We start from the raw sequence: 23,371 nt of genomic DNA on the forward strand, positions 1-23,371 counted from the left end.
CGGGCGCGGCAGTTCACCGGCGGTCGACCGGTCGGACCGCCTCCGTCTACCGGCCCGTGGACGAACGTCCTGCCCGAGGGCCCTGTGTCACCTGTTTGAGGTGGCGTGGGGCCCTCGGGCGTTCTAGCGTGAGCGGCATGATCGAGCTTGAGGGCCTTACGAAACGATTCGGCGCGAAGACCGCCGTGGACCACCTCAGCTTCCAGGTCAGACCGGGGGTGGTGACCGGCTTCCTCGGCCCCAACGGGGCCGGGAAGTCCACGACCATGCGCATGATGCTCGACCTCGACAACCCGACCAGCGGTACGGTCCGGATCGACGGGAAGCACTACCGGGACCTGCCGGAGCCGCTGAAGCACATCGGTGCGCTGCTGGACGCGAAGGCCATGAACGGTGGCCGCAGCGCTTACAACAACCTTCTCTGCCTTGCCCAGTCGAACCGCATCCCGGAGCGCCGGGTCGCGGAGGTGCTGGATCTCGTCGGGCTGACAGCCGTGGCGAAGAAGAAGTCGAAAGGATTTTCGCTGGGCATGGGCCAGCGGCTGGGAATCGCCTCCGCCCTGCTGGGTGATCCGGAGATCCTCATGTTCGACGAGCCCGTCAATGGTCTGGACCCGGAGGGAATTCTCTGGATCCGAAATCTCATGAAGGGGTTGGCGGCCGAGGGGCGGACGATCTTCGTCTCGTCCCACCTGATGAGCGAAATGGCGCTGACCGCGGACCATTTGATCGTCATCGGCCAGGGAAAGCTTTTGGCCGACATGTCTATGGCTGATTTCATTCACAAGAACTCGCGCAGCTACGTCCGGCTGCGCTCCCCGCAGCAGGAGCGGCTCAAGGACGTCCTGCACGAAGCCGGGATCGACGCGATCAGCGTCCCGGCCACCGGCGTGCTGGAGATCGACGGCGTCGCCGTGGAGCGGCTCGGCGAGCTGGCCGCGCAGCACCAGATCGTGCTGCACGAACTCAGCCCGCAACGGGCGTCACTGGAGGAAGCGTTCATGCGCATGACGGCGGACTCCGTCGAGTACCACGCCCACGCACCGGGAGAACCGGGGCTGCCTCCGGGGCCCGGCCCCGCGGACAACGCCGCCCGGCCGGCCGACGCCCCCGCGTGGGGCACCGGGTACGAGGCGACGCGCAAGGGCGGGCAGTGACCATGTCCTCCTTCCCCGCCGTTCTCCGGTCCGAGTGGACCAAGATCCGTACGGTCGCCTCCACCACCTGGACCCTGGTCGCCGCGCTGGTGGTCACGGTCGGCGTGAGCGCCGGCCTGTGCGCCGTCTTCAACGCCACCTTCAACGACATGCCGAAGGAGCAGCAGGTCACCTTCGACCCGACCCTGGCCAGCTTCGCGGGCATGACCCTCGGTCAGCTCGCCATGATCGTCTTCGGTGTGCTGGTGGTGGGCACCGAGTACAGCTCGGGCATGATCCGCACCTCGCTGGCCGCCGTACCGCGCCGGGCGAGCTTCCTGGCCGGCAAGCTGATCGTGGCCACCGGCCTCGCGCTGGTCGTGGGCCTGGTCACCAGCTTCCTGTCCTTCTTCCTGGGGCAGGCCATCCTGGGCGACCGCAGCATCGGCATCGACGAGCCGAACGTCCTTCGGGCCGTGGTCGGCGCCGGCCTCTACATGGCCATGATCGCCCTGTTCTCGATGGGCGTGGCGACGATCCTGCGCAGCTCGATGCTGTCGCTCGGCATCCTGATGCCGTTCTTCTTCCTGGTCTCGACGATCCTCGGGGCGGTCAGCGCCACGCGGAAGGTCGCCCAGTACTTCCCGGACCAGGCCGGCTCCAAGATCATGCAGGTGGTCCCGGGGGCGATGGACAGCGGCGAGGCCCCCTACGGGCCGTGGGGCGGCTTCGGGATCATGGCGCTGTGGGTGCTGGCCTCCGTGCTCGGCGGCTACCTGGTGCTGAAGAAGCGCGACGCCTGATCCCCGCGCACGTGAGGCGTCCGTCCCGCGGCGGACGCCTCACGTACTACGGGTCATCCCCGGGTCGGAGTCAGGGACAGCTCAGGGATCCGGTCCGGGGTGGAACCGTAGGCGACTCGATATCCTCTTAACCCTTACGCGGACGAAAGCCGTCCGGTCCTGGCAAGGGGCAGAGCAGAGGCAGAGCAATGATCGAGGCTGTCGGCCTGACCAAGCGCTACGGCGCCAAGACCGCCGTCGACCAGCTGTCCTTCCAGGTCAGGCCGGGTCACGTGACGGGTTTCCTGGGGCCGAACGGCTCCGGGAAGTCCACCACCATGCGCATGATCCTCGGCCTGGACCGGCCCACCTCGGGCAGCGTGACGATCAACGGCCTGCCCTTCCGGCAGCTGCCGAACGCCCAGCGGCACGTCGGGGCCCTCCTCGACGCCAAGGCCGTGCACGGCGGCCGCCGCGCCCGCAGGCACCTGCTCTCCCTCGCCCAGCTCTCCGGCATCCCGGAGAAGCGCGTGGACGAGGTGCTGGCCGTCGTCGGCCTCCAGGACGTCTCCCGGCAGCGTACGAAGGGCTTCTCGCTCGGCATGGGCCAGCGGCTCGGCATCGCCGCCGCCCTCCTCGGCGATCCCCAGGTGCTGCTCTTCGACGAGCCGGTCAACGGGCTCGACCCCGAGGGCATCCTCTGGGTCCGCACGCTCATGCGCCGGCTCGCCGCCGAGGGCCGCACCGTGTTCGTCTCCTCACATCTGATGAGCGAGATGGCGCTGACCGCCGACCACCTCATCGTGATCGGCCGCGGGCGGCTGCTGGCCGACATGGGCACCCAGGAATTCATCGCGCACAACTCGGCCGGATTCGCGCGGGTGCGCGCGGCCGACAATGATCACGCTGGCCGGGATGCACTGGGTGAAGCCCTGACCAAAGCCGGCGGCCGGGTCCTCCAGGAGCCCGAGGGAACACTGCGCGTGACCGGCCTGGACCTCCCCCGGATCTCCGACCTCGCCCACGAGGCCGGCGTACGGCTGTGGGAGCTGTCCCCGCACCGGGCCTCGCTGGAGGAGGCGTACATGCGGATGACCCAGGCCGACGTGGAGTACACCTCCACCGAGGACCCGCGCGCCGAGCTGTGGGAGCCCGAGCCCCTGACCGTCCCCGCCTGGGAGGACGGGCTCCAGGCGCCCGAGGTGCCGCGGGGCGCCTTCTTCGCTCCCCCGCCGCCCGGAGCGGGCGGGCAGCCCTTCCTGATGCCCAGCAACCCCGGCGAGCTCGCCGGCACCGACCGGACCACCACCGAGGACACCCGCGAGGAAACCCGATGACCGGCCCCACGAACACCGCGGGCACCGCGGACCGGCCGAAGAGCTACAGCTCGCCGCTGGAGACCCCCCGGCCCCACCTGGGGCACGCCGTGGCCTCCGAGTGGACGAAGATGATCTCGGTGCGCTCGACCGTGTGGACGCTCGGCTCGCTGGTGCTGCTCGTCGTCGGTATCGGCGTGCTGGCCGTCGCCGAGACGCGCGCGACCGACTTCCAGGAGGTGCCGCTCACGGCGCCCGCGCTGTTCGGGCTCCTGGTGGGACAGATCTCCGTGATGGTGCTCGGCGTCCTGACGATCAGCTCCGAGTACGGCACGGGCATGATCCGTACGACGTTCACCGCCGCCCCCGACCGGGCGCGGGTGCTGACCGCGAAGTACCTCGTCTTCGCCGGCGTCGCCTTCGCCGCCGTCGCCGGGTCGGTGGCGGTCGTGGGCCTCGCTTCCGCGATCCTGCGGGGCGGCGCGGGCGCCGGGGCGCACGGCGGTGGCGAATGGGCCCGGGCGCTGGCCGGCTGCGTCTACGTCACCCTGCTCGGCGTCCTCGCCCTCGCGGTCGGGGCCATGCTGCGGCACTCCGCCGGAGCGATCGCCGTGATGCTCGGACTGGTCACGCTGCCGCCGGTGGTCGGGGGCATGCTCAGCATGTGGGAGACCCTGGCCCCGCTCGGCAGCGTCATCCTGCGGTACAACGCCCCGGTCGCCGTGATGGGGCTGTTCGGCCTGCCGAACGCCGACACCGGGAACGCGCCCGGAAACGCCCTCCAGCTGCTGCTGATCCTGGTGGTGACGGGGGCCGCGGTGGCGGGCTCGTACGCGGTGGTCGGCCGCCGCGACGTCTGAGCGCCGGTACCCGCTAGTACTTGGGAGCGTTCCTGGACCGCTGCACCCTTGAGGTGCGGCGGTCCTTCGCGTTCCAGCAGGCCTTGTGCCAGTGCCGGCGGTCGTCCACGCCGCCGTACTCCGGCCAGGCCACCAGGTGCGGGGTGCCCGAGGGGATCTCCTGGTCGCAGCCCGGGCAGCGGTAGCGCTTGCCCGCCGCGCTCGCGCCCGCGACGTGCCGGACCTTCCACTCCTCGCCCTGGTACTCCTCCGTGCGCTCAAGCCCGTACCGGTCGAGACCGGTGCTGGGGCGTTCGTCCGGAGTCTCGCCGCCCCTGGGGCGGTTGTGGCGCGGTGACACGTATACCTCACGTATGGGCGGACGGAAGTGACTTTCTCCCAGACTACGCGCAGCGAGGCCGGGTACCCGCAGGGTGGCTGACAGGGGTCGGCCGACCGCGACGCGCTCGCAGTCGGTTGGCCTGACTATCCCAATAACTTTCGTGTCAGGCCGTGCCTTTGGCACGTGTCAGACGTTGTTGCCAACAGATGAGCCGGTCCACCTGGGGGAGGCCGCGTCAGCCACGAGGAAGGTAAAGGCGATGCGTGTAGGAGCGTTTGTACTGGCGGCCCAGTTCCCGGGCCAGGGGCAGGGGGAGGCGCTGCACCGGGCGGTGCGGACCGCGGAGGTGGCCGAGGAGGCCGGGCTGGACTCGGTGTGGCTCGCCGAGCACCACTTCGTCCCGTACGGGGTCTGCCCGTCGGCGGTGACCCTGGCGGCCCTGCTGCTGGGCCGGACCCGGCGGCTGCGGGTGGGCACGGCGGTGAGCGTGCTGCCGAACACGCACCCGGTGGCCCTCGGGGAGCAGGCGGCGCTGCTGCACCTGACCTCGGGCGGCCGCTTCACCCTGGGGGTGGGCCGGGGCGGGCCATGGGTGGACCTGGAGGTGTTCGGCGGCGGCCTGGACGCCTACGAGAAGGAGTTCCCGGAGAGCCTCGACCTGCTGCGGCGCTGGCTGTCCGAGCCGCGGGTGGCGGCCGGCGGCGAGCGGTACGGGTTCCGCGAAGTGGCCGTCGTACCGCACCCGTCGGAGGCGCTGGACGGGGACGGATCAGGGCCGGAAGTGATCGTCGCGTGCACCTCCCCGGCGTCGGTGCGCCTGGCCGCCGAGCGGGGGCTGCCGATGCTGCTGGGCATGCACTGCGGGGACGAGGACAAGGCGGAGATGGTCGCGCTGTACCGGCGCACGGCCGCGGCGGCGGGCCGCGACCCGCACGCCCCGCACGTGTCGGCGGGCGTGTGCCAGCTGGCGGACCGTACCGCGGACGCCCGCGAGGCCCTGCTGAAGGCGATGCCGGGCTGGCTGAAGCAGGGGCTGGACGCGCACGTGACGGTGGACGGCCGGGAGCGCGCGATGCGGGACCCCGTCGCCTACACCGAGCTGCTGTGCGACCTGCACCCCGTGGGTACCCCGCGGCTGGCGGCGAACCGGCTGGCCGCGACCTCGGAGCGGACGGGCATCACGCGGTTCGCGCTGCTGGCGGAGGGCTCCGGGGATCTCGCCGCGACGGAGGAGAACGTACGGCGCCTCGGCGCCGAGGTCCTGCCCCGTCTCGGTTGAGGCTGCCGCCCCGGTATCAATGGCACCTCCCCCGACACGGAGCGGCAGCGAAGTGCGGTCGGTCAGCAGTCCCGGAGCTCGGGCGACTGGTTGAGCAGCTGGCCACGGATCGAAGTGAACTTGGCGAGCCGGTCGTCCGACGAGGGATCCAGCGGGAACACGGCCACCCGGTGGCAGTTCTGGAACGCCAGGCGCACCCCGAAGTGCCGCTGCAGCGCACCACGTATCGCGTCACTCGCGAGAGCACGCAGCAGCTGTCCACGCGCCTGCTCGTCGGGCGGCGGCGTCTGGTTGTCGGCGAACTCTCCGCCGTCCACCTTCAGCTGGGCCACCAGCGAGCTGATCATCTCCCACGCGAAGGGCAGGGAGGTCCGGACGCAGTCGACGAAAGCGGCTTCGTCGACCTCGCCTCGCTCGGCCTGTTCGAGTAGGGCCGGTGAGACGTCGAGCGACATGGGTTCTCCTCTCGCGACCCCGGCCGTTGGGTTGCCGGAGTCTTACGGGCAGGGAAGGAGGTCGCGACGCAGAGTGCACGCTCCGCCACCTCCCGCTCACCACGGTAGGCGCCCCATGGGTGGCGCACCAGGAGAATGCGCATACAACGCGCCATCGGCGAACGGGGCTTTCGGGGGCGAATCGCGTGGAGGGCTTCTCGTCGAGTAGCGTTGCCGACCATGCGTCTCGTCATCGCCCGCTGCTCCGTCGACTACGCGGGCCGGCTCACCGCCCATCTGCCCTCGGCACCCCGTCTGATCCTCGTGAAGGCCGACGGCAGTGTCTCGATCCACGCGGACGACCGGGCGTACAAACCGCTCAACTGGATGTCGCCCCCCTGCACCCTCAAGGAGGGGAGCGGGGACGAGGCCGGCGTCTGGACCGTCGTCAACAAGGCGGGCGAGAAGCTCATCATCACCATGGAGGAAGTCCTCCACGACTCCTCCCATGAGCTGGGCATCGACCCGGGTCTGATCAAGGACGGCGTGGAGGCGCACCTCCAGGAGCTCCTGGCGGACCGCATCGAAACGCTGGGCGACGGCTACACGCTGATCCGGCGCGAGTACATGACGGCGATCGGTCCGGTGGACATCCTGTGCCGGGACGCCTCCGGCGCGACGGTGGCCGTGGAGATCAAGCGGCGCGGCGAGATCGACGGCGTCGAGCAGCTGACCCGCTACCTGGAACTCCTGAACCGGGACCCGCACCTGGCGCCGGTGCGCGGCGTCTTCGCGGCGCAGGAGATCAAGCCGCAGGCCCGCGTTCTGGCCACGGACCGCGGCATGGACTGCGTGGTACTGGACTACAACGCCCTCCGCGGCATCGAGGACGACAAGCTCCGCCTGTTCTGACCTCGCGGCGGCGCGCCGGGCCTGACCCGGCGCGGCGCCGTTACGACGTCGCCGTCGGGCTGGCCGGTGTGGCCGTCGCGGTGGGCGTCGGATCCGGCTGCGTGGGCGTGGGCGTGGGAGCCGGCGGTGTCGGCGACGGGTCCGGGCTGGGCGGCTTCGGCCCGTCCGGAGAGGGCTTCTGCGACGGCGACGGCGTGACCGGCTTGCGCGACGGCGGCCGCGGCGGCTGGTTCGGGTCCGGGGTCTGGGCCGACTCCGGGGAGCCGGGGTCGGTGGCGTCGGGGGCCGGGGTTCCCGGGTCCTGCGCAGGATCGTTCCCGCTCGTTCCCGGCACACCCGGCGCCGATGCCCCGGGCGTGGGCGTCGAGGACGCCGCCGGACCGTCCCCGCCCGCCGGGGTCCCGGGGTCGTCCGAGCCCGACATCGCCAGGGCCATGACCGCGCCCAGTGCCACCACCGTCAGCGCCCCCGCCGCCAGCAGCACCGGCTTGCGCAGCGGCTGCCTGCGCGGCGCCCGCGTCGGCCCGGCCGCCGCGGGCACCACCGGCGGCGCCGGCTTCGGGTTGAGGGGGAAGGCCTCCTCGAAGACCTCCGTGAGGGTCGTCGGGGCCTCGGAGCGCCCGATCACCGGCACCACGGGCGCCGCGGGCGCCACCGGCGCCGCCGAGCTCCCGGCCACCGGCAGCACCGTCGTCACGGCCTCCGCGGCCGGCGTGGTCCCCGCGGCCGGCGCGGACGCCGGCGCCACCGCCGGCGGTTCCAGCCGCAGCGGCGGCGAGACCTCCACGCCCGCCTTCTCGCGGTCGGCGACCAGCGCGAGCGCCCGCCGGCCCGCCACCGTGCCCCGCTTGTCGGCGAGCGCGCCCTTCAGGCCGATGGAGGCCTCCAGTTCGGCCCGTGCCCGGTCCAGCCGCCCCTCGCACAGCGCGAGTACGCCGAGCTCGTGGTGGAAGTACGCCTGCTCCGCGACCTCTCCGGCCTTCCGCGCCGCCTCGGCCCCCGAGCGCAGCACCCGCTCCCACGCCTCCCAGTGCCGCGAGGCCGCGAACGCCGGGGCCGCGGTCCGGGCCAGCAGTACGGCGGCCACCACGTCCGCGCCGGCCAGCGCCGCCAGCACCGCGTCGGCCTCCGCCGCGACCCGCTCCGGGGTCACCGAGGCGTGCCCGGTCCACCAGGCGTAGTGGCGGGCGGCCGTACGGGCCTCCTCCGCCGCGGTGTCCCCGTACCCGGCCTCCTCCAGCTGCCGCGCGACCCCGGCGGCCAGGCGGTAGCGGGTGCCGACCGGGGTGATCAGTCCGCAGCCCAGCAGTTCCGCGACCGCCGCGTCGGCGTGGGTGTCCCCCACGAGCGCCGGCAGGTGGGCGTGGTGCGGGAGCTCCCCGCCCAGCGCGCACGCGATCCGCAGGGCCGCCCGCGCCGACTCGCTGACCCGGGAGGCCAGCAGCTCGGCGGGGGCCGCGCCCTCGGCCAGCGTCGGCAGGGGTATGACCGCGGCGTCGCGCGGCCGCTCCTCGAAGACCCCGGGCTCCTCGTCCTCGTCGCCGGCCGAGGAAAGGTTTCGCTCGTCGCGCTGGCGCAGCAGCGCCGCCGCCTGGACGAAGCGCAGCGGCAGTCCTTCGGACGCAAACCGCAGGTCGCCCGCCCAGGCGGTCTCCTCCTCGGTCAGCGCCCGGCCTATGCCCGCTTCGAGCAGTTGCACGCAGTCGGCCCCGCCGAGCCCGCCGAGGAACATCTCCTCCAGGTGCGAGTCGTCGGAGGGCGCGCGGGTGTCGGGGGTGGCGGCCAGCAGGTAGGCGCACTCGGGGGTGGCGCGCAGCAGCTCGTCGAGGGCGGCGCCGCCCATCTCCAGGTCGTCGAGGAGCACGATGGCCCCGATGTCCCGTACGCGGGCGAGGAGTTGGGTCCGCTCGGGCCGCTCGCGCGAGGCCTCGTACACGGCGGCGTACAGGGCGTGCAGCAGCTCACCGGGCTGCTGGTGCCCGTACCCGCTGAGCCGTATGACGCCGTCGGGCGCCAGGCGCGTGCAGTCGGCGGCGACCGCGTCGAGCAGGGAGCTGCGGCCGGAGCCGGCGGGTCCGGTCAGCCGTACGGAGCGGCCGCGGCCCAGCAGCCGTACGAGGCGCTCACGCTCCTCCTCGCGGGCCAGGAGGAGCGTGGCCGGGGTGGCGGCGCCGGGCAGGACGGGCGGCCGCGCGGCGGTGTCCCGGGCGGCGCGGCCGGCGGCGTCGCGCTTGGCGGGGGCGCTGCCTCCGGTGCCGGGGCGGCGCGGTTCGATCTCGCTGCCGTCGACGGGGTTCACGGTGAGCGTGAAGTCCCCGGCGGTGAGGGTGACGACGCGCGCGACGGCGGGCCCGGCGGCGACCGGTGCGGGTGCCGCGGAGGCCGTCGCAGGAGGCGCGGGCGCCGTCACTGCGGGCACGGGCGCCTTCGCGGGCCGCTCCACCGGTTCGGGCTGCCCCTGCGTGCGGTCCATGACCTAGTCCCCCGATCGCGCCCTGCGCCGTAGCCGTCGTGTCGTACCGTCCGGCCTTCGCACATTCCGCTGTCGCTACGGGTCCGGTTTCCGCCCGAACCCTAGACGGTGCCCGGTCCCGCACGGAACCGCAGGGGTGCCATCACCACCGGACCGTTACGTTTCCGCAGGAAGGGTAAACGGTGCCCGCGTCAGACCCTCGGGAGGGATTCCGCTTCCAGCCCGCCCTCGATCGCGAGGATGCGGTGCAGCCGGGTGGCGACGAGGAGGCGCTGCATCTGCGGCGGCACCCCGCGCAGGACGAGGCGGCGGCCGGTCCGGCCGGCCCGCCGGTGGGCTCCCATGATCACGCCGAGCCCGGTCGCGTCCCAGGAGTCGAGCCCGGCGAGGTCCAGCACGAGGTCGCCGTGGCCGTCGTCGAGGGCGGTGTGGAGGGCCGTACGGGCGTCCGCCGCGCTGCGCACGTCGAGGCGGCCCCCGACAGCGAGTTCGGCGTGGTCGCCCCTGATGTGCATATGTGCTCCCGGCAGTCCTGGGTACGGGTACGTAGGGATCCGACTGGTCCGCGGTCGGCAACTCTCACTGCATCTGACTGCCGTTCGGGCAGAGAGGTTGCCGACCGTGAGCGAACCGATACCTAATTCACCCGTGCGGGTGCGGATATTCGAACGTGCGCTCAGTTTTGCTTCAGTGCTTGTAGAAGCCCTGGCCGCTCTTGCGGCCGATGTCGCCGGCGTCGACCATGCGGCGCATGAGCTCCGGCGGCGCGAACTTCTCGTCCTGGGACTCGGTGTAGATGTTGCTGGTGGCGTGCAGCAGGATGTCGACGCCGGTGAGGTCGGCGGTGGCGAGCGGCCCCATGGCGTGGCCGAATCCCAGCTTGCAGGCGATGTCGATGTCCTCGGCGGACGCCACGCCCGATTCGTACAGCTTCGCCGCTTCGACGACCAGCGCGGAGATCAGACGGGTCGTCACGAACCCGGCGACGTCGCGGTTGACGACGATGCAGGTCTTGCCGACGGACTCGGCGAACGCACGGGTGGCGGCGAGGGTCTCGTCGCTCGTCTTGTAGCCGCGGACGAGCTCGCAGAGCTGCATCATCGGGACGGGCGAGAAGAAGTGCGCGCCGACGACGCGCTCCGGACGCTCCGTCACGGCCGCGATCTTGGTGATCGGGATGGCGGAGGTGTTGGACGCGAGGATCGCGTCGTCGCGTACGAGCTTGTCGAGCGCACGGAAGATCTCGTGCTTGACCTCGAGCTTCTCGAAGACGGCCTCGACGACGATGTCGGCGTCGGCGACCACGTCGAGGTCGGTGGTGGTCTTGATGCGGGCGAGCGCGGCCTCGGCGTCCCCGGCCGTCATCCTGCCCTTGGAGACGAACTTGTCGTACGAGGCCTTGATGCCGTCGGTGCCGCGGGTCAGCGCGGCGTCGGTGACATCACGCAGTACGACGTCCCACCCCGCCTGAGCGGAGACCTGAGCGATTCCGGAACCCATCAGTCCGGCACCGATGACGGCGAGCTTCCCAGCCACTGCACACCCCACGTTCTTCCATACGGCCCAGTCTCGTAAGCCTCTCCGGCGGAGACTAGCGCCAGCGGGGGTTCGTGTGACCGCGAAGTAACACGCGTCACGTCTCAACTGACGGACATCACACCGATCCGGCCCAGCCGCCCGCCGAACTCGGGCAGTTCACGCACCGGCGCCGCAGCGGTACCGCTGCGCGATGGCCTCCAGCCGGCCCGTCTCCCGCTCCGCGGCGTCCACGTGGCCCGGATCCAGGGTCATCCGGCCGCGAGGGGCGAGGTGGCGGATGCCCTCGCGGGTCCGCGCGCCGACGGCGGGGTTCTCGCCCAACCGCCGCGGGACGGCGCACAGGGAGGGCGCACCGCTGGGGGCGATCACGCCGGGCTGCGGGCGGTCCCGCCTGCCATTTCCGCGGGCGGGTTACTACGCTGGCCGCATGGTGAACCTCACGCGCATCTACACCCGCACCGGTGACAAGGGCACGACCGCTCTCGGCGACATGAGCCGGACGGCCAAGACCGATCTGCGGATCTCCGCCTACGCCGACGCCAACGAGGCCAACGCGGCCATCGGCACGGCGATCGCCCTCGGCGCGCTGCCGGAGGATGTCGTGAAGGTCCTGGTTCGGGTGCAGAACGACCTGTTCGATGTCGGCGCCGACCTCTGCACTCCGGTCGTCGAGAACCCCGAGTACCCGCCGCTGCGCGTCGAGCAGTTCTACGTCGACAAGCTCGAAGCCGACTGCGACACCTTCAACGAGCAGCTGGAGAAGCTGCGCAGCTTCATCCTCCCCGGCGGCACCCCCGGCGCGGCCCTGCTGCACCAGGCCTGCACCGTGGTCCGCCGCGCCGAGCGCTCCACCTGGGCGGCGCTGGAGGTGCACGGCGAGGCGATGAACCCGCTGACCGCGACCTACCTCAACCGCCTCTCCGACCTCCTCTTCATCCTGGCCCGTACGGCCAACAAGGAGATCGGCGACGTCCTCTGGGTGCCCGGCGGCGAGCGCTAGGGAGTGTCCGCGAGGTCCCGCCGCTCCGCCGCCGGGGGCTTGCGCGGCCAGAGCGTGTACGTGGCGGCGATCACGGCCTGGATGCCGAGCACCCGCAGGGCGGCGTACTGCCAGCTCTGCAGGGAGCCGGTGTCGGCCGCGTCGCCCACGTACCAGATCGCGCCCTGCAGCAACCCGAGCGCGACGGCCGCACCGGCCAGCGTGCGCGTCCACAGCTTCCACTCGTGGACCGCCCTGGCCCTTCCGTACTTCGCACCGGGCGGCTTCGGCCCCCCGGCGAGGCGGTGCGCCGCGTGCCGGTCGAGCCACTTCACCGTGTAGTGGCCGTAGCCGACGGTGTAGCCGATGTAGAGCGCGGCCAGGCCGTGCGTCCAGCTCGGTTCGCCCCCGTTCTTCAGGTCCACCGCGGTGACCACCAGCAGGACCAGCTCCAGCAGCGGCTCGCACAGCAGGACCGCCGCCCCCAGCCTCGGCGTCTTCGCGAGGTAGCGCAGCGCCAGTCCGCCGGCCAGCAGCACCCAGAAGCCGACCTCGCAGGCGACGATCAGTGCGACGAGCACCGGATTCTCCCTTCCGTGGCCGCTTCGCCGACCACGAGATCCAGCCTCCCGCCCGATCGGCGCCGCTTCGTCGTCGCCGGTGACGAACCGTGACTGCATCCTTCGGTGTACTGCCGCGCCGCCCGGCCTCCGCCCCGGCGGTGACGCCCCGCGCCGCCCCACCCTGTTGGATGGGACCGTGATCCCGACCCAGGCCTTCCGCCCGCACCGCGACGACGTCCTCCTCGCGGTGCTGAGCGTGCTCGCGGGCCTCCTGCTGTGGTCGCTCGGCATCTACAGCACGAACAACCGGCACTTCTTCCCGGCCTGGGCGGCCCTGGTCCCGCTCTTCGTGCTCGGCCCGATGGAGCTGCTGCGCCGTACGGCACCCAACACCACGCTGGCCGTCGGCACCGTGGGGGTGATCGCCGACCAGTTCACCGTGGGGAACCTGGGCACCGTCCTGATCTTCACCGACCTGATGTACGCGGCCGTCGTCTACGGCAAACCCGCCATGGCCCGGCGGCTCCCGGTCACCACCGGCCTGGTCACCATCGCCGTCACCATCGCCTCGGTGGCCTGGCTGCGCACGCCGCAGGCCCTGATGATCGGCGTGATCACCGGCATCGTCAGCTTCGGCCCGGCCCTGACCGGCGCCACCCTGCGCAACCACCGCGAGGCCGCCGAGGCCGCCCGATTGCGCGCCGAGCAGACCGCGTTGCTGGCCGAAATGGACCGCAGTCAGGCCGTCGTCGCCGAGCGCGCCCGGATGGCCCGAGAGCTGCACGACATGGTGGCCAACCACCTCTCCGCCATCGCCATCCACTCCACGGCCGCACTGTCCATCGGCTCCCCCGCGACGAGCCGGGAGGCCCTCGGGGTGATCCGGGAGAACAGCGTGCAGGGGCTCGCCGAGATGCGGCGGCTGATCGGGCTGCTGCGGGACGCGGGCGCCGAGCAGGAGGCGGTCGCCACGCCCTGCCTCGACGGGCTCGACGCCCTGCTGGCGCAGGCGCGTGTCAACGGCGCCGCGAGCGGGCTGGACTTCGTACTCCTGGACGACCGGCCGCCCGGGGAGCCGCTGCCGGCCCCCGTGGAGCTGGCGGCGTACCGGATCGTCCAGGAGTCGCTGACGAACACCCTCAAGCACGCCGCGCCGGGCACGGTCCGGGTCCGCGTGACGCGTGCGGACGGGCTGCTGACCGTACGGGTGGAGTCCCCGTACGGCGACCGGCCGGGTCCCCGCGCGCCCGGCTCGGGGGCCGGGCTGGTCGGCATGCGGGAGCGGACGGATCTGCTGGGCGGGGAGTTCTCGGCGGGCCGTACGGGAGCGGTTTGGCTGGTGCGGGCGGATCTGCCCGCGGAGGAGAGGGTGGTGGCCGGATGAGCATCCGGGTGGTGGTGGCAGAGGACCAGAGCGCGGTACGGGCGGGACTGGTGCTGATCCTGCGCAGCGCGGGAGACGTCGAGGTCGTGGGCGAGGCGGCGGACGGGGAGGAGGCGGTGCGCCTGGCGCGGGAGCTGGGGCCGGACCTCGTCCTCATGGACGTGCAGATGCCGAGGCTGGACGGGGTGTCGGCGACCCGCCAGGTGGTCGCGGAGGGGCTGGCGGACGTACTCGTCCTGACCACCTTCGACCTGGACGAGTACGTGTTCGGAGCCCTGCGCGCGGGGGCGGCGGGCTTCCTGCTGAAGAACGCGGACGCGGCGGAGCTGATCGAGGCCGTACGGACGGTGGCGCGCGGGGAGGGCCTGATCGCCCCGGCGGTGACCCGGCGGCTGATCGCCGAGTTCGCGGCCCCGCGGCCCGCGAAGGTCCCGGTGGCTCCGGAGACGGCCGCGGCGGTGGCCTCGCTGACGCGGCGGGAGCGGGAGGTGCTCGGCCGTCTCGGAGAGGGGCTGTCGAACGCGGAGATCGCGCTGCGGCTGGAGATGGCGGAGGCGACGGTGAAGACGCACGTCAGCAGGCTGCTGGGGAAGCTGGAGCTGCGCAGCCGGGTCCAGGCGGCCGTCCTCGCCCAGGAGTTGGGTCTCTAGAGGCGCACCGGAGCGAAGGTCTGGACCTCTTGACGGTTGGTCCAGACCTTTCTACGCTCGCGGCAACTGTGGTGAGCGTGCCATGACAAGCGTGCTCACGGGCGGCGCAGGTCCCATCCCCAGTCCCGGTCGGCCCCACGACCGGGACGGACCTACGGAGGAGCACCCTTGAGCACAGCAAGCTCGGCACCCCCACCCCGCATGCGACTGCTGCGAAGGCTCGCCGCGAGCGTGGCCGCCTTCACCCTGCCCATCGCCGGACTCGTGGCCCTGGCCGGCCCCGCCGAGGCCGCCGCCTCCGCGACGGCCACCTACACGAAGGTCTCCGACTGGGGCACCGGCTTCGAGGGCAAGTGGACGGTGAAGAACACCGGCACCACCGCCCTCACCAGCTGGACCGTGGAGTGGGACTACCCCTCCGGCACGACGGTCACCTCCGCCTGGGACGCCACCGTCACCAGCTCCGGGACCCACTGGACCGGCAAGAACGTCGGCTGGAACGGCTCCCTCGCCCCCGGTGCCACGATCAGCTTCGGCTTCAACGGCGCCGGCTCCGGCGCCCCGAGCGGCTGCAAGGTCAACGGCGGCTCCTGCGACGGCGGCTCGACCCCGACCGACAGCCCGCCCTCGGCCCCCGGCACCCCCACCGCGAGCGGGGTCACCGACACCTCGCTGACCATCGGCTGGGCCGCCGCCACCGATGACAAGGGCGTCAAGAACTACGACGTCTACCGCGGCGGCACCAAGATCGCGACCGTCACCGGTACGAGCTACTCCGACTCCGGCCTGACCAAGGGCACGACGTACACCTACAGCGTCATCGCCCGCGACACCGCCGATCAGACCGGCCCCGCCTCCGGCTCCGTCCCGGTCACCACGACCGGCGGCGGCACCACGCCCCCGGACCCGGGCGGCAAGGTCAAGCTCGGCTACTTCACCGAGTGGGGCGTCTACGGGCGCAACTACCACGTGAAGAACCTGGACACCTCCGGCTCCGCCGCGAAGATCACCCACATCAACTACGCGTTCGGCAACGTGCAGGGCGGCAAGTGCACCATCGGTGATGCCTACGCCGACTACGACAAGGCCTACACCGCCGACCAGAGCGTCGACGGCGTCGCCGACAACTGGGACCAGCCGCTGCGCGGCAACTTCAACCAGCTGCGCAAGCTCAAGGCGAAGTACCCCAACATCAAGGTGCTGTGGTCCTTCGGCGGCTGGACCTGGTCCGGCGGCTTCGGCCAGGCCGCGGCCAACCCGGCCGCGTTCGCCGACTCCTGCTACGGCCTGGTCGAGGACCCGCGCTGGGCGGACGTCTTCGACGGCATCGACATCGACTGGGAGTACCCGAACGCCTGCGGCCTGTCCTGCGACACCAGCGGGGCCGCCTCCCTGAAGAACGTCCTGTCCGCGCTGCGCACCAAGTTCGGCAGCAGCAACCTGGTGACCGCCGCGATCTCCGCCGACGGCTCCAACGGCGGCAAGCTCGACCTCGCGGACTACGCGGGCGCCTCCCAGTACGTCGACTTCTACAACGTCATGACGTACGACTTCTTCGGCGCGTGGGACGCCAAGGGCCCGACCGCCCCGCACTCCCCGCTCACCTCGTACGCCGGCATCCCGATCGCCGGCTTCAACTCCGAGGCGGCGATCACCAAGCTCAAGGGCAAGGGCATCGCGGGCTCGAAGCTCAACCTCGGCATCGGCTTCTACGGCCGCGGCTGGACCGGCGTCACGCAGGCCACCCCCGGCGGCACCGCCACCGGGCCCGCCCCCGGCACGTACGAGCAGGGCATCGAGGACTACAAGGTGCTCAAGAACAGCTGCCCGGCCACCGGCACCGTCGCCGGCACCGCCTATGCCAAGTGCGGCAGCAACTGGTGGAGCTACGACACCCCCGCCACCATCGCCGGGAAGATGAGCTGGACCAAGCAGCAGGGTCTCAGGGGCGCCTTCTACTGGGAGTTCAGCGGGGACACGGCGAACGGCGAACTCGCCAACGCGGTCCACGCCGGGCTCCAGTAGGCACCACCGACCCCGGTGAACGACGGAGCCGGGAGACGGGGTCCGCCCCCCGTCTCCCGGCTCCGTCACGACCTCAGGCCCTCAGACCCTCAGGCCCTCAGGCCCTCAGGCCCTCAGGCCACGTTCACCCTCTGCCCGGGGGGCGCCGCCTCCAGCCAGGCCAGGAAGCCGGTCAGCGCGTCCTCGCTCATCGCCAGCTCCAGGCGGGTCCCCCGGTGGAGACAGCCGAGCACGACGGCGTCGGACAGCAGCGCCAGCTCCTCCTCGCCCTCGGGCGCGCGGCGGGCGACCACCTCGATGGAGGAGCGCTCCAGCAGGCGGCGCGGCCGCGGGGAGTACGAGAAGACGCGGAACCACTCGATGCGGTCACCGCTGTAGCGGGCGACCCCGTACACCCAGCCCTTGCCGGAGATGTCGGGTTCCTCCGACACGCCCCAGCGCAGACTGCAGTCGAACGTGCCGCCGGACCGCTGGATCAGTCTCCGGCGCAGCCCGAACACAAACAGCCCGATCACCACCAGGGCTACGACCAGGCCGCTCACAAGCAGAGCGAGGAGCATCTTCACCGACCTCCTCGCTCATCGAATACCTCAAACGAAAAACGACCTGCATCGCCTCAGCCGCGACCCGGTCTGGAAAATTCCAGACCGGACCGCGGCTGAGGTCTCAAACCTGTTCGGTACGGGGCTCAGTGCCCCGTGACCGCGCGCAGCCGGACATCGGCGCGACGCTCGGCGGCCGCATCGGCCTCCGACTTCGCGCGCTCCAGTGCCCGCTCCGCCCGCTGGACGTCAATCTCGTCAGCGAGCTCGGCGATCTCGGCCAGCAGGGACAGCTTGTTGTCCGCGAACGAGATGAAACCGCCGTGCACCGCGGCGACGACAGTGTTGCCCTCGCTGGTACGGATGGTCACCGGGCCCGATTCCAGCACACCGAGAAGCGGCTGGTGACCGGGCATGACGCCGATGTCGCCGGACGTGGTGCGGGCGACGACCAGGGTGGCCTCGCCGGACCAGACATTACGGTCCGCCGCGACCAGCTCGACGTGCAGCTCAGCAGCCAAGGTGGCTCCTCGGGTCACCACCCGGCGGGTAAGCCGGGTGTTGGGTCAAATTCTAATGGGCGTGGGGAGAGGGACGGGACACACCCGCCCCTCTCCGTCTGCAGACACGGTCAGCGTTGGCTGGCGGCTGCGACCGGAAGCGCCCCGCGAGGAGCGCGCCGGATCAGGAGACGCCCAGCTCCTTGGCGTTGGCCTTCAGGTCCTCGATGCCACCGCACAGGAAGAACGCCTGCTCGGGGAAGTGGTCGTAGTCACCATCGCAGATCGCGTTGAACGCGGTGATCGACTCGTCGAGCGGAACGTCCGAACCGTCCACGCCGGTGAACTGCTTGGCGACGTGGGTGTTCTGCGACAGGAAGCGCTCGACGCGACGGGCACGGTGGACGACGAGCTTGTCCTCCTCGCCCAGCTCGTCGATACCGAGGATCGCGATGATGTCCTGGAGGTCCTTGTACTTCTGCAGGATCCCCTTGACGCGCATCGCCGTGGCGTAGTGGTCCGCCGCGATGTACCGCGGGTCGAGGATGCGGGACGTCGAGTCCAGCGGGTCCACGGCCGGGTAGATGCCCTTCTCGGAGATCGGACGGGAGAGAACCGTCGTCGCGTCGAGGTGGGCGAAGGTGGTGGCCGGCGCCGGGTCGGTCAGGTCGTCCGCGGGGACGTAGATCGCCTGCATCGAGGTGATCGAGTGACCGCGGGTCGAGGTGATGCGCTCCTGCAGCAGACCCATCTCGTCAGCCAGGTTCGGCTGGTAACCCACGGCGGACGGCATGCGGCCCAGAAGGGTCGACACCTCCGAACCGGCCTGGGTGTAACGGAAGATGTTGTCGATGAAGAAGAGCACGTCCTGCTTCTGCACATCGCGGAAGTACTCCGCCATGGTCAGACCGGCCAGGGCGACGCGCAGACGGGTGCCCGGGGGCTCGTCCATCTGGCCGAAGACGAGCGCCGTCTTGTCGATGACGCCGGAGTCGGCCATTTCCTCGATGAGGTCGTTGCCCTCACGGGTACGCTCACCGACGCCCGCGAAGACCGACACACCGTCGTGGTTGTTGGCGACGCGGTAGATCATTTCCTGGATCAGAACGGTCTTGCCGACACCGGCACCACCGAACAGACCGATCTTTCCACCCTTGACGTACGGGGTGAGAAGGTCGATGACCTTGACGCCGGTCTCGAACATCTCGGTCTTCGACTCGAGCTCGTCGAAGCGAGGGGCCTTGCGGTGGATCGGCCAGCGCTCGGTGACGTTGGCGTTCTCCTCGGGGTAGTTCAGCACCTCACCGAGGGTGTTGAACACCTTGCCCTTGGTGAAGTCACCGACGGGGACGGTGATGCCCTCGCCCGTGTCGGTCACCGGGGCCTGGCGGACCAGACCGTCGGTCGGCTGCATCGAGATGGTACGGACGAGGCCGTCACCCAGGTGCTGCGCGACCTCGAGGGTCAGGGTCTTCAGCGCGCCGTCCTCGGCCGGGTCGGCGACCTGGACCTTCAGCGCGTTGTAGATCTCGGGCATCGCGTCGACGGGGAACTCCACGTCGACGACCGGGCCGATGACCCGGGCGACGCGGCCCGAGGCGGCGGCCGTCTCAACAGAGGTCGTCATTACTTGTCACTCCCCGCGGTCGCGTCGGCCATGGCACTGGCGCCACCGACGATCTCGCTGATTTCCTGGGTGATTTCGGCCTGGCGGGCCGCGTTGGCAAGCCGGGAGAGGCTCTTGATGAGGTCTCCGGCGTTATCGGTCGCCGCCTTCATCGCGCGGCGGCGGGCGGCGTGCTCGGAAGCGGCCGACTGCAGCAGTGCGTTGTAGATACGGCTTTCGACGTAGCGCGGCAGAAGGGCGTCGAGGACGTCCTCCGCCGACGGCTCGAAGTCGAACAGCGGAAGGATCTCGCCCTTCGTACCGCTCTCCTCCACAGCCTCGTCGAGGCTGAGCGGCAGCATCCGGCCGTCGACCGGGTTCTGCGTCATCATCGACACGAATTCCGTGTAGACGATGTGCAGCTCGTCGACGCCACCCTCGGCCGTCTCCGTCTGGATGGCTTCGATCAGCGGCCCCGCGACGCGCTTGGCGTCGGCGTAGGCCGGGCTGTCGGTGAAGCCGGTCCACGAATCCGCGACCTTGCGCTCGCGGAAGCCGTAGTAGGCCAGACCCTTACGGCCGACGATGTAGGTGTCGACCTCCTTGCCCTCGCCGCGCAGCCGCTCGGTGAGCCGCTCCGCCTGCTTGATGGCGTTGGAGGAGTAGCCGCCGGCCAGACCGCGGTCGCTCGTGATGAGCACGATCGCGGCACGGCTCGGCTGCTCGACCTCGGTCGTCAGGGCGTGCTTGGTGTTCGAACCGGTCGCCACCGCGGTCACCGCACGGGTGAGCTCGGTCGCGTACGGCATCGACGCCGCCACCTTGCGCTGCGCCTTGACGATGCGCGAGGCGGCGATCATCTCCATCGCCTTGGTGATCTTCTTGGTCGCCGTGATGGCACGGATGCGACGCTTGTAGACCCGGAGCTGCGCTCCCATGAGTCAGGTCCCTTCCGTCGTCACTTGGAGACGTTGACGGCCGGTGCGTCCTCGCCCAGGAGCTTGCCGTCCGAGGTCTCGAACTGGCGCTTGAAGCCGGCGATGGCGTCCGCGATGGAGGACAGGGTGTCGTCCGACATCTTGCCGCCGTCCGCGATGGAGGTCAGGAGGTCCTTGCGCTCACGGCGCAGGTGCTCCAGCAGCTCCGACTCGAAGCGACGGATGTCGTTGACGGGGACGTCGTCCATCTTGCCGGTGGTGCCGGCCCAGACGGAGACGACCTGCTCCTCGACGGGCATCGGCTGGTACTGGCCCTGCTTCAGCAGCTCGACCAGGCGCTTGCCGCGCTCCAGCGAGGCCTTCGAAGCGGCGTCCAGGTCGGAACCGAAGGCGGCGAACGCCTCCAGCTCGCGGTACTGGGCGAGGTCCAGGCGCAGACGGCCGGAAACCTGCTTCATGGCCTTGTGCTGGGCCGAGCCACCGACGCGGGAGACCGAGATACCGACGTTCAGCGCCGGGCGCTGGCCCGCGTTGAACAGGTCGGACTCCAGGAAGCACTGGCCGTCGGTGATGGAGATGACGTTGGTCGGGATGAACGCCGACACGTCGTTCGCCTTGGTCTCGACGATCGGCAGACCGGTCATCGAACCGGCACCCATGTCGTCGGAGAGCTTCGCGCAGCGCTCCAGCAGACGGGAGTGCAGGTAGAAGACGTCACCCGGGTAGGCCTCACGGCCCGGCGGGCGGCGCAGCAGCAGCGACACGGCGCGGTAGGCGTCGGCCTGCTTCGACAGGTCGTCGAAGATGATCAGGACGTGCTTGCCGGCGTACATCCAGTGCTGGCCGATGGCGGAACCGGTGTACGGCGCCAGGTACTTGAAGCCGGCCGGGTCGGACGCCGGGGCGGCGACGATCGTCGTGTACTCGAGCGCACCGGCGTCTTCCAGGGCGCCGCGAACGGACGCGATGGTCGAGCCCTTCTGGCCGATGGCGACGTAGATGCAGCGAACCTGCTTGTTCACGTCGCCCGAGCGCCAGTTGTCGCGCTGGTTGATGATCGTGTCGACGGCCAGAGCGGTCTTGCCGGTCTGACGGTCACCGATGATCAGCTGACGCTGGCCACGGCCGACGGGCACCATGGCGTCGATGGCCTTGTAGCCGGTCTGCATCGGCTCGTGCACCGACTTGCGGACCATGACGCCCGGAGCCTGAAGCTCCAGGGCGCGACGGCCTTCGGTCGCGATCTCGCCGAGACCGTCGATCGGGTTGCCGAGCGGGTCGACGACGCGGCCGAGGTAGCCCTCGCCGACGCCGACGGAGAGCACCTCACCGGTGCGCTGCACCGGCTGGCCCTCCTCGATACCGCTGAACTCGCCGAGGACGACCGCACCGATCTCGCGCTCCTCGAGGTTGAGGGCGAGACCGAGGGTGCCGTCCTCGAACTTCAGCAGCTCGTTCGCCATGGCGGAGGGCAGGCCCTCCACCTTCGCGATGCCGTCGCCGGCAACGCTGACCGTTCCGACCTCCTCGCGCGAGGCCGCGTCCGGCTGGTACGACTGGACAAAGTTCTCCAGTGCGTCCCGGATCTCCTCCGGCCGGATCGTGAGCTCCGCCATCTGGGTTCCCTGCTCTCCTTGTTGGGCCTGAAGCTTCTTAGGGGTCTGGGGGCGACCCCCAGGAATCTTCTGCAAGTTCTGCACGGCCCAACCGGGCCGCTAGGAATGCTTTTGTTCTATTGCTGGCTGAGGTCAGCCGGCCATGCGGCGGGTCGCCTCTGCGAGGCGGTCCGCGATGGTGCCGTCGATGACCTCGTCGCCGACCCGCACCGTGATCCCGCCGAGGACCGCGGGGTCCACGTCGAGGTTCAGGTGCATCTGGCGGCCGTACAGCTTGGCCAGCACCGCACCGAGACGCTGCTTCTGCACGTCGCTGAGCGGAACCGCGGTGGTCACGGTGGCGACCATGCGGTCACGGCGCTCGGCGGCGAGCTTGGAAAGGGACTCCAGTCCCGCTTCCAGGCTACGTCCACGCGGGTGCGTGACGAGACGCGCGACCAGACGCTCGGTGGCGGCGTTCGCCTTGCCGCCGAGCAGGCTGCGCAGCAGCTCGCTCTTGGCGGAGGCGGTGGCGCCGCGGTCGGTCAGCGCGGCACGCAGCTCGGTGCTCGAGGCGACGATCCGGCCGAAGCGGAAGATCTCGTCCTCGACGTTGTCGAGCGCGCCACCCTGCTGGGCCGCCGTGAGGTCGGCGGTGGCCGCCAGCTCCTCCAGCGAGTCCACCAGGTCGCGGGACTGCGACCAGCGCGACCGCGCCATGCCGGACAGCAGGTCGAGGGTTTCCCCGCCCACCTGGCCGGACAGCAGCCGGCCGACCAGCTCGGCCTTGGCCTCGCCGGACTGCGCCGGGTCCGTGATGACCCGACGCAGCGAGACCTCACGGTCGAGCAGCGCGGTGACGGCTGCCAGCTCGCCGGCGAGCTTCGCCGCGTCGACGGACGTGTTGTCCATCAGCGCGTCGAGACGCTCGCGCGCGGAGGCCAGCGCCTCGCGGCTCGCTCCGTTCATCGGGCCGCCTCGGCCTTCTCCTCAAGCTCGCTGAGGAAGCGGTCGATCGTGCGGCTCTGGCGGGCGGCGTCCTCGAGGGACTCGCCGACGAGCTTGCCGGCCAGGTCGGTGGCGAGCTTGCCCACGTCCTGACGCAGCGCCTGAGAGGCGGCCTTGCGGTCGGCCTCGATCTGGGCGTGGCCGGCAGCGATGATCTCCTCACGCTGCCGCTGGCCCTCTGCGCGCAGTTCTTCCTTGAGCGCAGTGCCCTGCTCCAGCGCTTCCTGGCGCAGGCGCGCGGCCTCGTGCCGGGCTTCGGCGAGCTGGGCCTTGTACTGCTCCAGCACGCTCTGGGCCTCGGTCTGAGCGGCCTCAGCCTTCTCGATACCGCCCTCGATCTGCTCGCGACGCTCGTCCAGAACCTTGTTGATGTTCGGGAGCAGCTTCTTCGCGAGGAAACCGAAGACGATGACGAAGGCGATCAGACCGATGACGAGCTCGGGGATCGGCGGAACGAGCGGGTTTTCCGTCTCGGCCGCGAGAACCAGGAGGTTCACATCAGTGCCTTTCGTCTAATCGGACTAGTGG

24 protein-coding genes are annotated in these 23,371 nt (G+C 70.9%); 10 read left to right on the top strand and 14 right to left on the bottom strand.

The window, feature by feature from the left end; genetic code table 11:
- The first annotated feature begins 137 nt into the window (after nucleotides 1-137).
- The 4 genes from K7B10_RS14250 to K7B10_RS14265 all read left to right on the top strand — a co-directional run bounded on the left by K7B10_RS14250 (nucleotide 138) and on the right by K7B10_RS14265 (nucleotide 4,094).
- A complete protein-coding gene (locus tag K7B10_RS14250; protein WP_229336430.1) occupies nucleotides 138-1,157 on the top strand; it encodes an ABC transporter ATP-binding protein in 1,020 nt (339 codons plus the stop codon).
- Nucleotides 1,158-1,159: 2 nt separating this feature from the next.
- Nucleotides 1,160-1,939, top strand: coding sequence for an ABC transporter permease (locus K7B10_RS14255; protein WP_229336431.1), 780 nt, complete (start codon nucleotides 1,160-1,162; stop codon nucleotides 1,937-1,939).
- A 188-nt stretch (nucleotides 1,940-2,127) separates the two neighbouring features.
- A complete protein-coding gene (locus K7B10_RS14260) occupies nucleotides 2,128-3,255 on the top strand; it encodes an ABC transporter ATP-binding protein (protein ID WP_229336432.1) in 1,128 nt (375 codons plus the stop codon).
- A complete protein-coding gene (locus K7B10_RS14265; RefSeq protein ID WP_229336433.1) occupies nucleotides 3,252-4,094 on the top strand; it encodes an ABC transporter permease in 843 nt (280 codons plus the stop codon). Before K7B10_RS14260 ends, K7B10_RS14265 begins: the two co-directional genes overlap by 4 nt.
- A 13-nt stretch (nucleotides 4,095-4,107) precedes the next feature.
- Here the strand turns inward: K7B10_RS14265 and K7B10_RS14270 are convergent, their stop codons facing one another.
- Nucleotides 4,108-4,434, bottom strand: a complete 327-nt coding sequence (locus tag K7B10_RS14270) for an Rv1322 family protein (RefSeq protein ID WP_030857183.1) — start codon at nucleotides 4,432-4,434, stop codon at nucleotides 4,108-4,110.
- 241 nt (nucleotides 4,435-4,675) lie between these two features.
- Here K7B10_RS14270 and K7B10_RS14275 point away from each other — a divergent pair, with 241 nt between their 5' ends.
- Entirely contained in the window at nucleotides 4,676-5,695 is a 1,020-nt protein-coding gene (locus K7B10_RS14275; protein WP_229336434.1) for an LLM class flavin-dependent oxidoreductase, read from the top strand.
- Nucleotides 5,696-5,757: 62 nt separating this feature from the next.
- On the opposite strand, the gene K7B10_RS14280 is transcribed toward K7B10_RS14275, so the two are convergent.
- Nucleotides 5,758-6,150 (bottom strand): SCO5389 family protein, encoded by a 393-nt coding sequence (locus K7B10_RS14280; RefSeq protein ID WP_030153794.1) that lies wholly within the window; start codon nucleotides 6,148-6,150, stop codon nucleotides 5,758-5,760.
- 219 nt (nucleotides 6,151-6,369) lie between these two features.
- On the opposite strand from K7B10_RS14280, the gene nucS reads away from it, so the two are divergent.
- Nucleotides 6,370-7,041 carry an endonuclease NucS gene (nucS, locus tag K7B10_RS14285; RefSeq protein WP_030857179.1) on the top strand — a complete coding sequence of 224 codons (672 nt, stop codon included), beginning with the start codon at nucleotides 6,370-6,372 and terminating at the stop codon, nucleotides 7,039-7,041.
- A 40-nt stretch (nucleotides 7,042-7,081) separates the two neighbouring features.
- Here the strand turns inward: nucS and K7B10_RS14290 are convergent, their stop codons facing one another.
- From K7B10_RS14290 to K7B10_RS14305, 4 genes are all read right to left on the bottom strand, one after another.
- Entirely contained in the window at nucleotides 7,082-9,514 is a 2,433-nt protein-coding gene (locus K7B10_RS14290) for an ATP-binding protein (RefSeq protein ID WP_229336435.1), read from the bottom strand.
- A 191-nt stretch (nucleotides 9,515-9,705) separates the two neighbouring features.
- A complete protein-coding gene (locus K7B10_RS14295; RefSeq protein WP_030857175.1) occupies nucleotides 9,706-10,029 on the bottom strand; it encodes an STAS domain-containing protein in 324 nt (107 codons plus the stop codon).
- A 172-nt stretch (nucleotides 10,030-10,201) separates the two neighbouring features.
- Complete coding sequence (locus K7B10_RS14300) at nucleotides 10,202-11,050, bottom strand: 3-hydroxyacyl-CoA dehydrogenase family protein (RefSeq protein WP_229336436.1); 849 nt, start codon at nucleotides 11,048-11,050, stop codon at nucleotides 10,202-10,204.
- Between the two features lie 159 nt (nucleotides 11,051-11,209).
- Complete coding sequence (locus K7B10_RS14305; protein WP_229336437.1) at nucleotides 11,210-11,422, bottom strand: hypothetical protein; 213 nt, start codon at nucleotides 11,420-11,422, stop codon at nucleotides 11,210-11,212.
- A gap of 58 nt (nucleotides 11,423-11,480) precedes the next feature.
- On the opposite strand from K7B10_RS14305, the gene K7B10_RS14310 reads away from it, so the two are divergent.
- Entirely contained in the window at nucleotides 11,481-12,053 is a 573-nt protein-coding gene (locus K7B10_RS14310) for a cob(I)yrinic acid a,c-diamide adenosyltransferase (protein ID WP_229336438.1), read from the top strand.
- Here the strand turns inward: K7B10_RS14310 and K7B10_RS14315 are convergent.
- Nucleotides 12,050-12,613 (bottom strand): hypothetical protein, encoded by a 564-nt coding sequence (locus tag K7B10_RS14315; protein WP_229336439.1) that lies wholly within the window; start codon nucleotides 12,611-12,613, stop codon nucleotides 12,050-12,052. The two genes, K7B10_RS14310 and K7B10_RS14315, sit on opposite strands and share 4 nt — an antisense overlap.
- 181 nt (nucleotides 12,614-12,794) lie before the next feature.
- On the opposite strand from K7B10_RS14315, the gene K7B10_RS14320 reads away from it, so the two are divergent.
- The 3 genes from K7B10_RS14320 (at nucleotide 12,795) to K7B10_RS14330 (ending at nucleotide 16,654) form a co-directional block, all read left to right on the top strand.
- Complete coding sequence (locus K7B10_RS14320) at nucleotides 12,795-13,979, top strand: sensor histidine kinase (RefSeq protein ID WP_229345026.1); 1,185 nt, start codon at nucleotides 12,795-12,797, stop codon at nucleotides 13,977-13,979.
- Nucleotides 13,976-14,629 (top strand): response regulator, encoded by a 654-nt coding sequence (locus K7B10_RS14325; protein ID WP_229336440.1) that lies wholly within the window; start codon nucleotides 13,976-13,978, stop codon nucleotides 14,627-14,629. Before K7B10_RS14320 ends, K7B10_RS14325 begins: the two co-directional genes overlap by 4 nt.
- Nucleotides 14,630-14,830: 201 nt before the next feature.
- Nucleotides 14,831-16,654 carry a glycoside hydrolase family 18 chitinase gene (locus tag K7B10_RS14330; RefSeq protein WP_229345029.1) on the top strand — a complete coding sequence of 608 codons (1,824 nt, stop codon included), beginning with the start codon at nucleotides 14,831-14,833 and terminating at the stop codon, nucleotides 16,652-16,654.
- A 113-nt stretch (nucleotides 16,655-16,767) separates the two neighbouring features.
- On the opposite strand, the gene K7B10_RS14335 is transcribed toward K7B10_RS14330, so the two are convergent.
- From K7B10_RS14335 to K7B10_RS14365, 7 genes are all read right to left on the bottom strand, one after another.
- Entirely contained in the window at nucleotides 16,768-17,214 is a 447-nt protein-coding gene (locus K7B10_RS14335) for a DUF2550 domain-containing protein (protein ID WP_030153784.1), read from the bottom strand.
- 128 nt (nucleotides 17,215-17,342) lie between these two features.
- A complete protein-coding gene (locus K7B10_RS14340) occupies nucleotides 17,343-17,717 on the bottom strand; it encodes a F0F1 ATP synthase subunit epsilon (RefSeq protein WP_008738187.1) in 375 nt (124 codons plus the stop codon).
- Nucleotides 17,718-17,880: 163 nt separating this feature from the next.
- A complete protein-coding gene (gene atpD / locus K7B10_RS14345) occupies nucleotides 17,881-19,323 on the bottom strand; it encodes a F0F1 ATP synthase subunit beta (protein WP_229336441.1) in 1,443 nt (480 codons plus the stop codon).
- On the bottom strand, nucleotides 19,323-20,240 hold the full coding sequence (locus K7B10_RS14350) for a F0F1 ATP synthase subunit gamma (RefSeq protein ID WP_229336442.1): 918 nt from the start codon (nucleotides 20,238-20,240) through the stop codon (nucleotides 19,323-19,325). Before K7B10_RS14350 ends, atpD begins: the two co-directional genes overlap by 1 nt.
- A gap of 20 nt (nucleotides 20,241-20,260) precedes the next feature.
- The gene (gene atpA, locus K7B10_RS14355) at nucleotides 20,261-21,856 is read right to left on the bottom strand and encodes a F0F1 ATP synthase subunit alpha (protein ID WP_030857153.1); all 1,596 of its coding nucleotides are present in this window, start codon (nucleotides 21,854-21,856) and stop codon (nucleotides 20,261-20,263) included.
- Nucleotides 21,857-21,988: 132 nt separating this feature from the next.
- Nucleotides 21,989-22,804 (bottom strand): F0F1 ATP synthase subunit delta, encoded by an 816-nt coding sequence (locus K7B10_RS14360; protein WP_229336443.1) that lies wholly within the window; start codon nucleotides 22,802-22,804, stop codon nucleotides 21,989-21,991.
- Nucleotides 22,801-23,340, bottom strand: a complete 540-nt coding sequence (locus tag K7B10_RS14365) for a F0F1 ATP synthase subunit B (RefSeq protein WP_030857149.1) — start codon at nucleotides 23,338-23,340, stop codon at nucleotides 22,801-22,803. Before K7B10_RS14365 ends, K7B10_RS14360 begins: the two co-directional genes overlap by 4 nt.
- Between the last annotated feature and the right edge of the window lie 31 nt (nucleotides 23,341-23,371).

This window comes from Streptomyces flavotricini, from assembly GCF_020639365.1.
GTDB lineage: Bacteria > Actinomycetota > Actinomycetes > Streptomycetales > Streptomycetaceae > Streptomyces > Streptomyces flavotricini.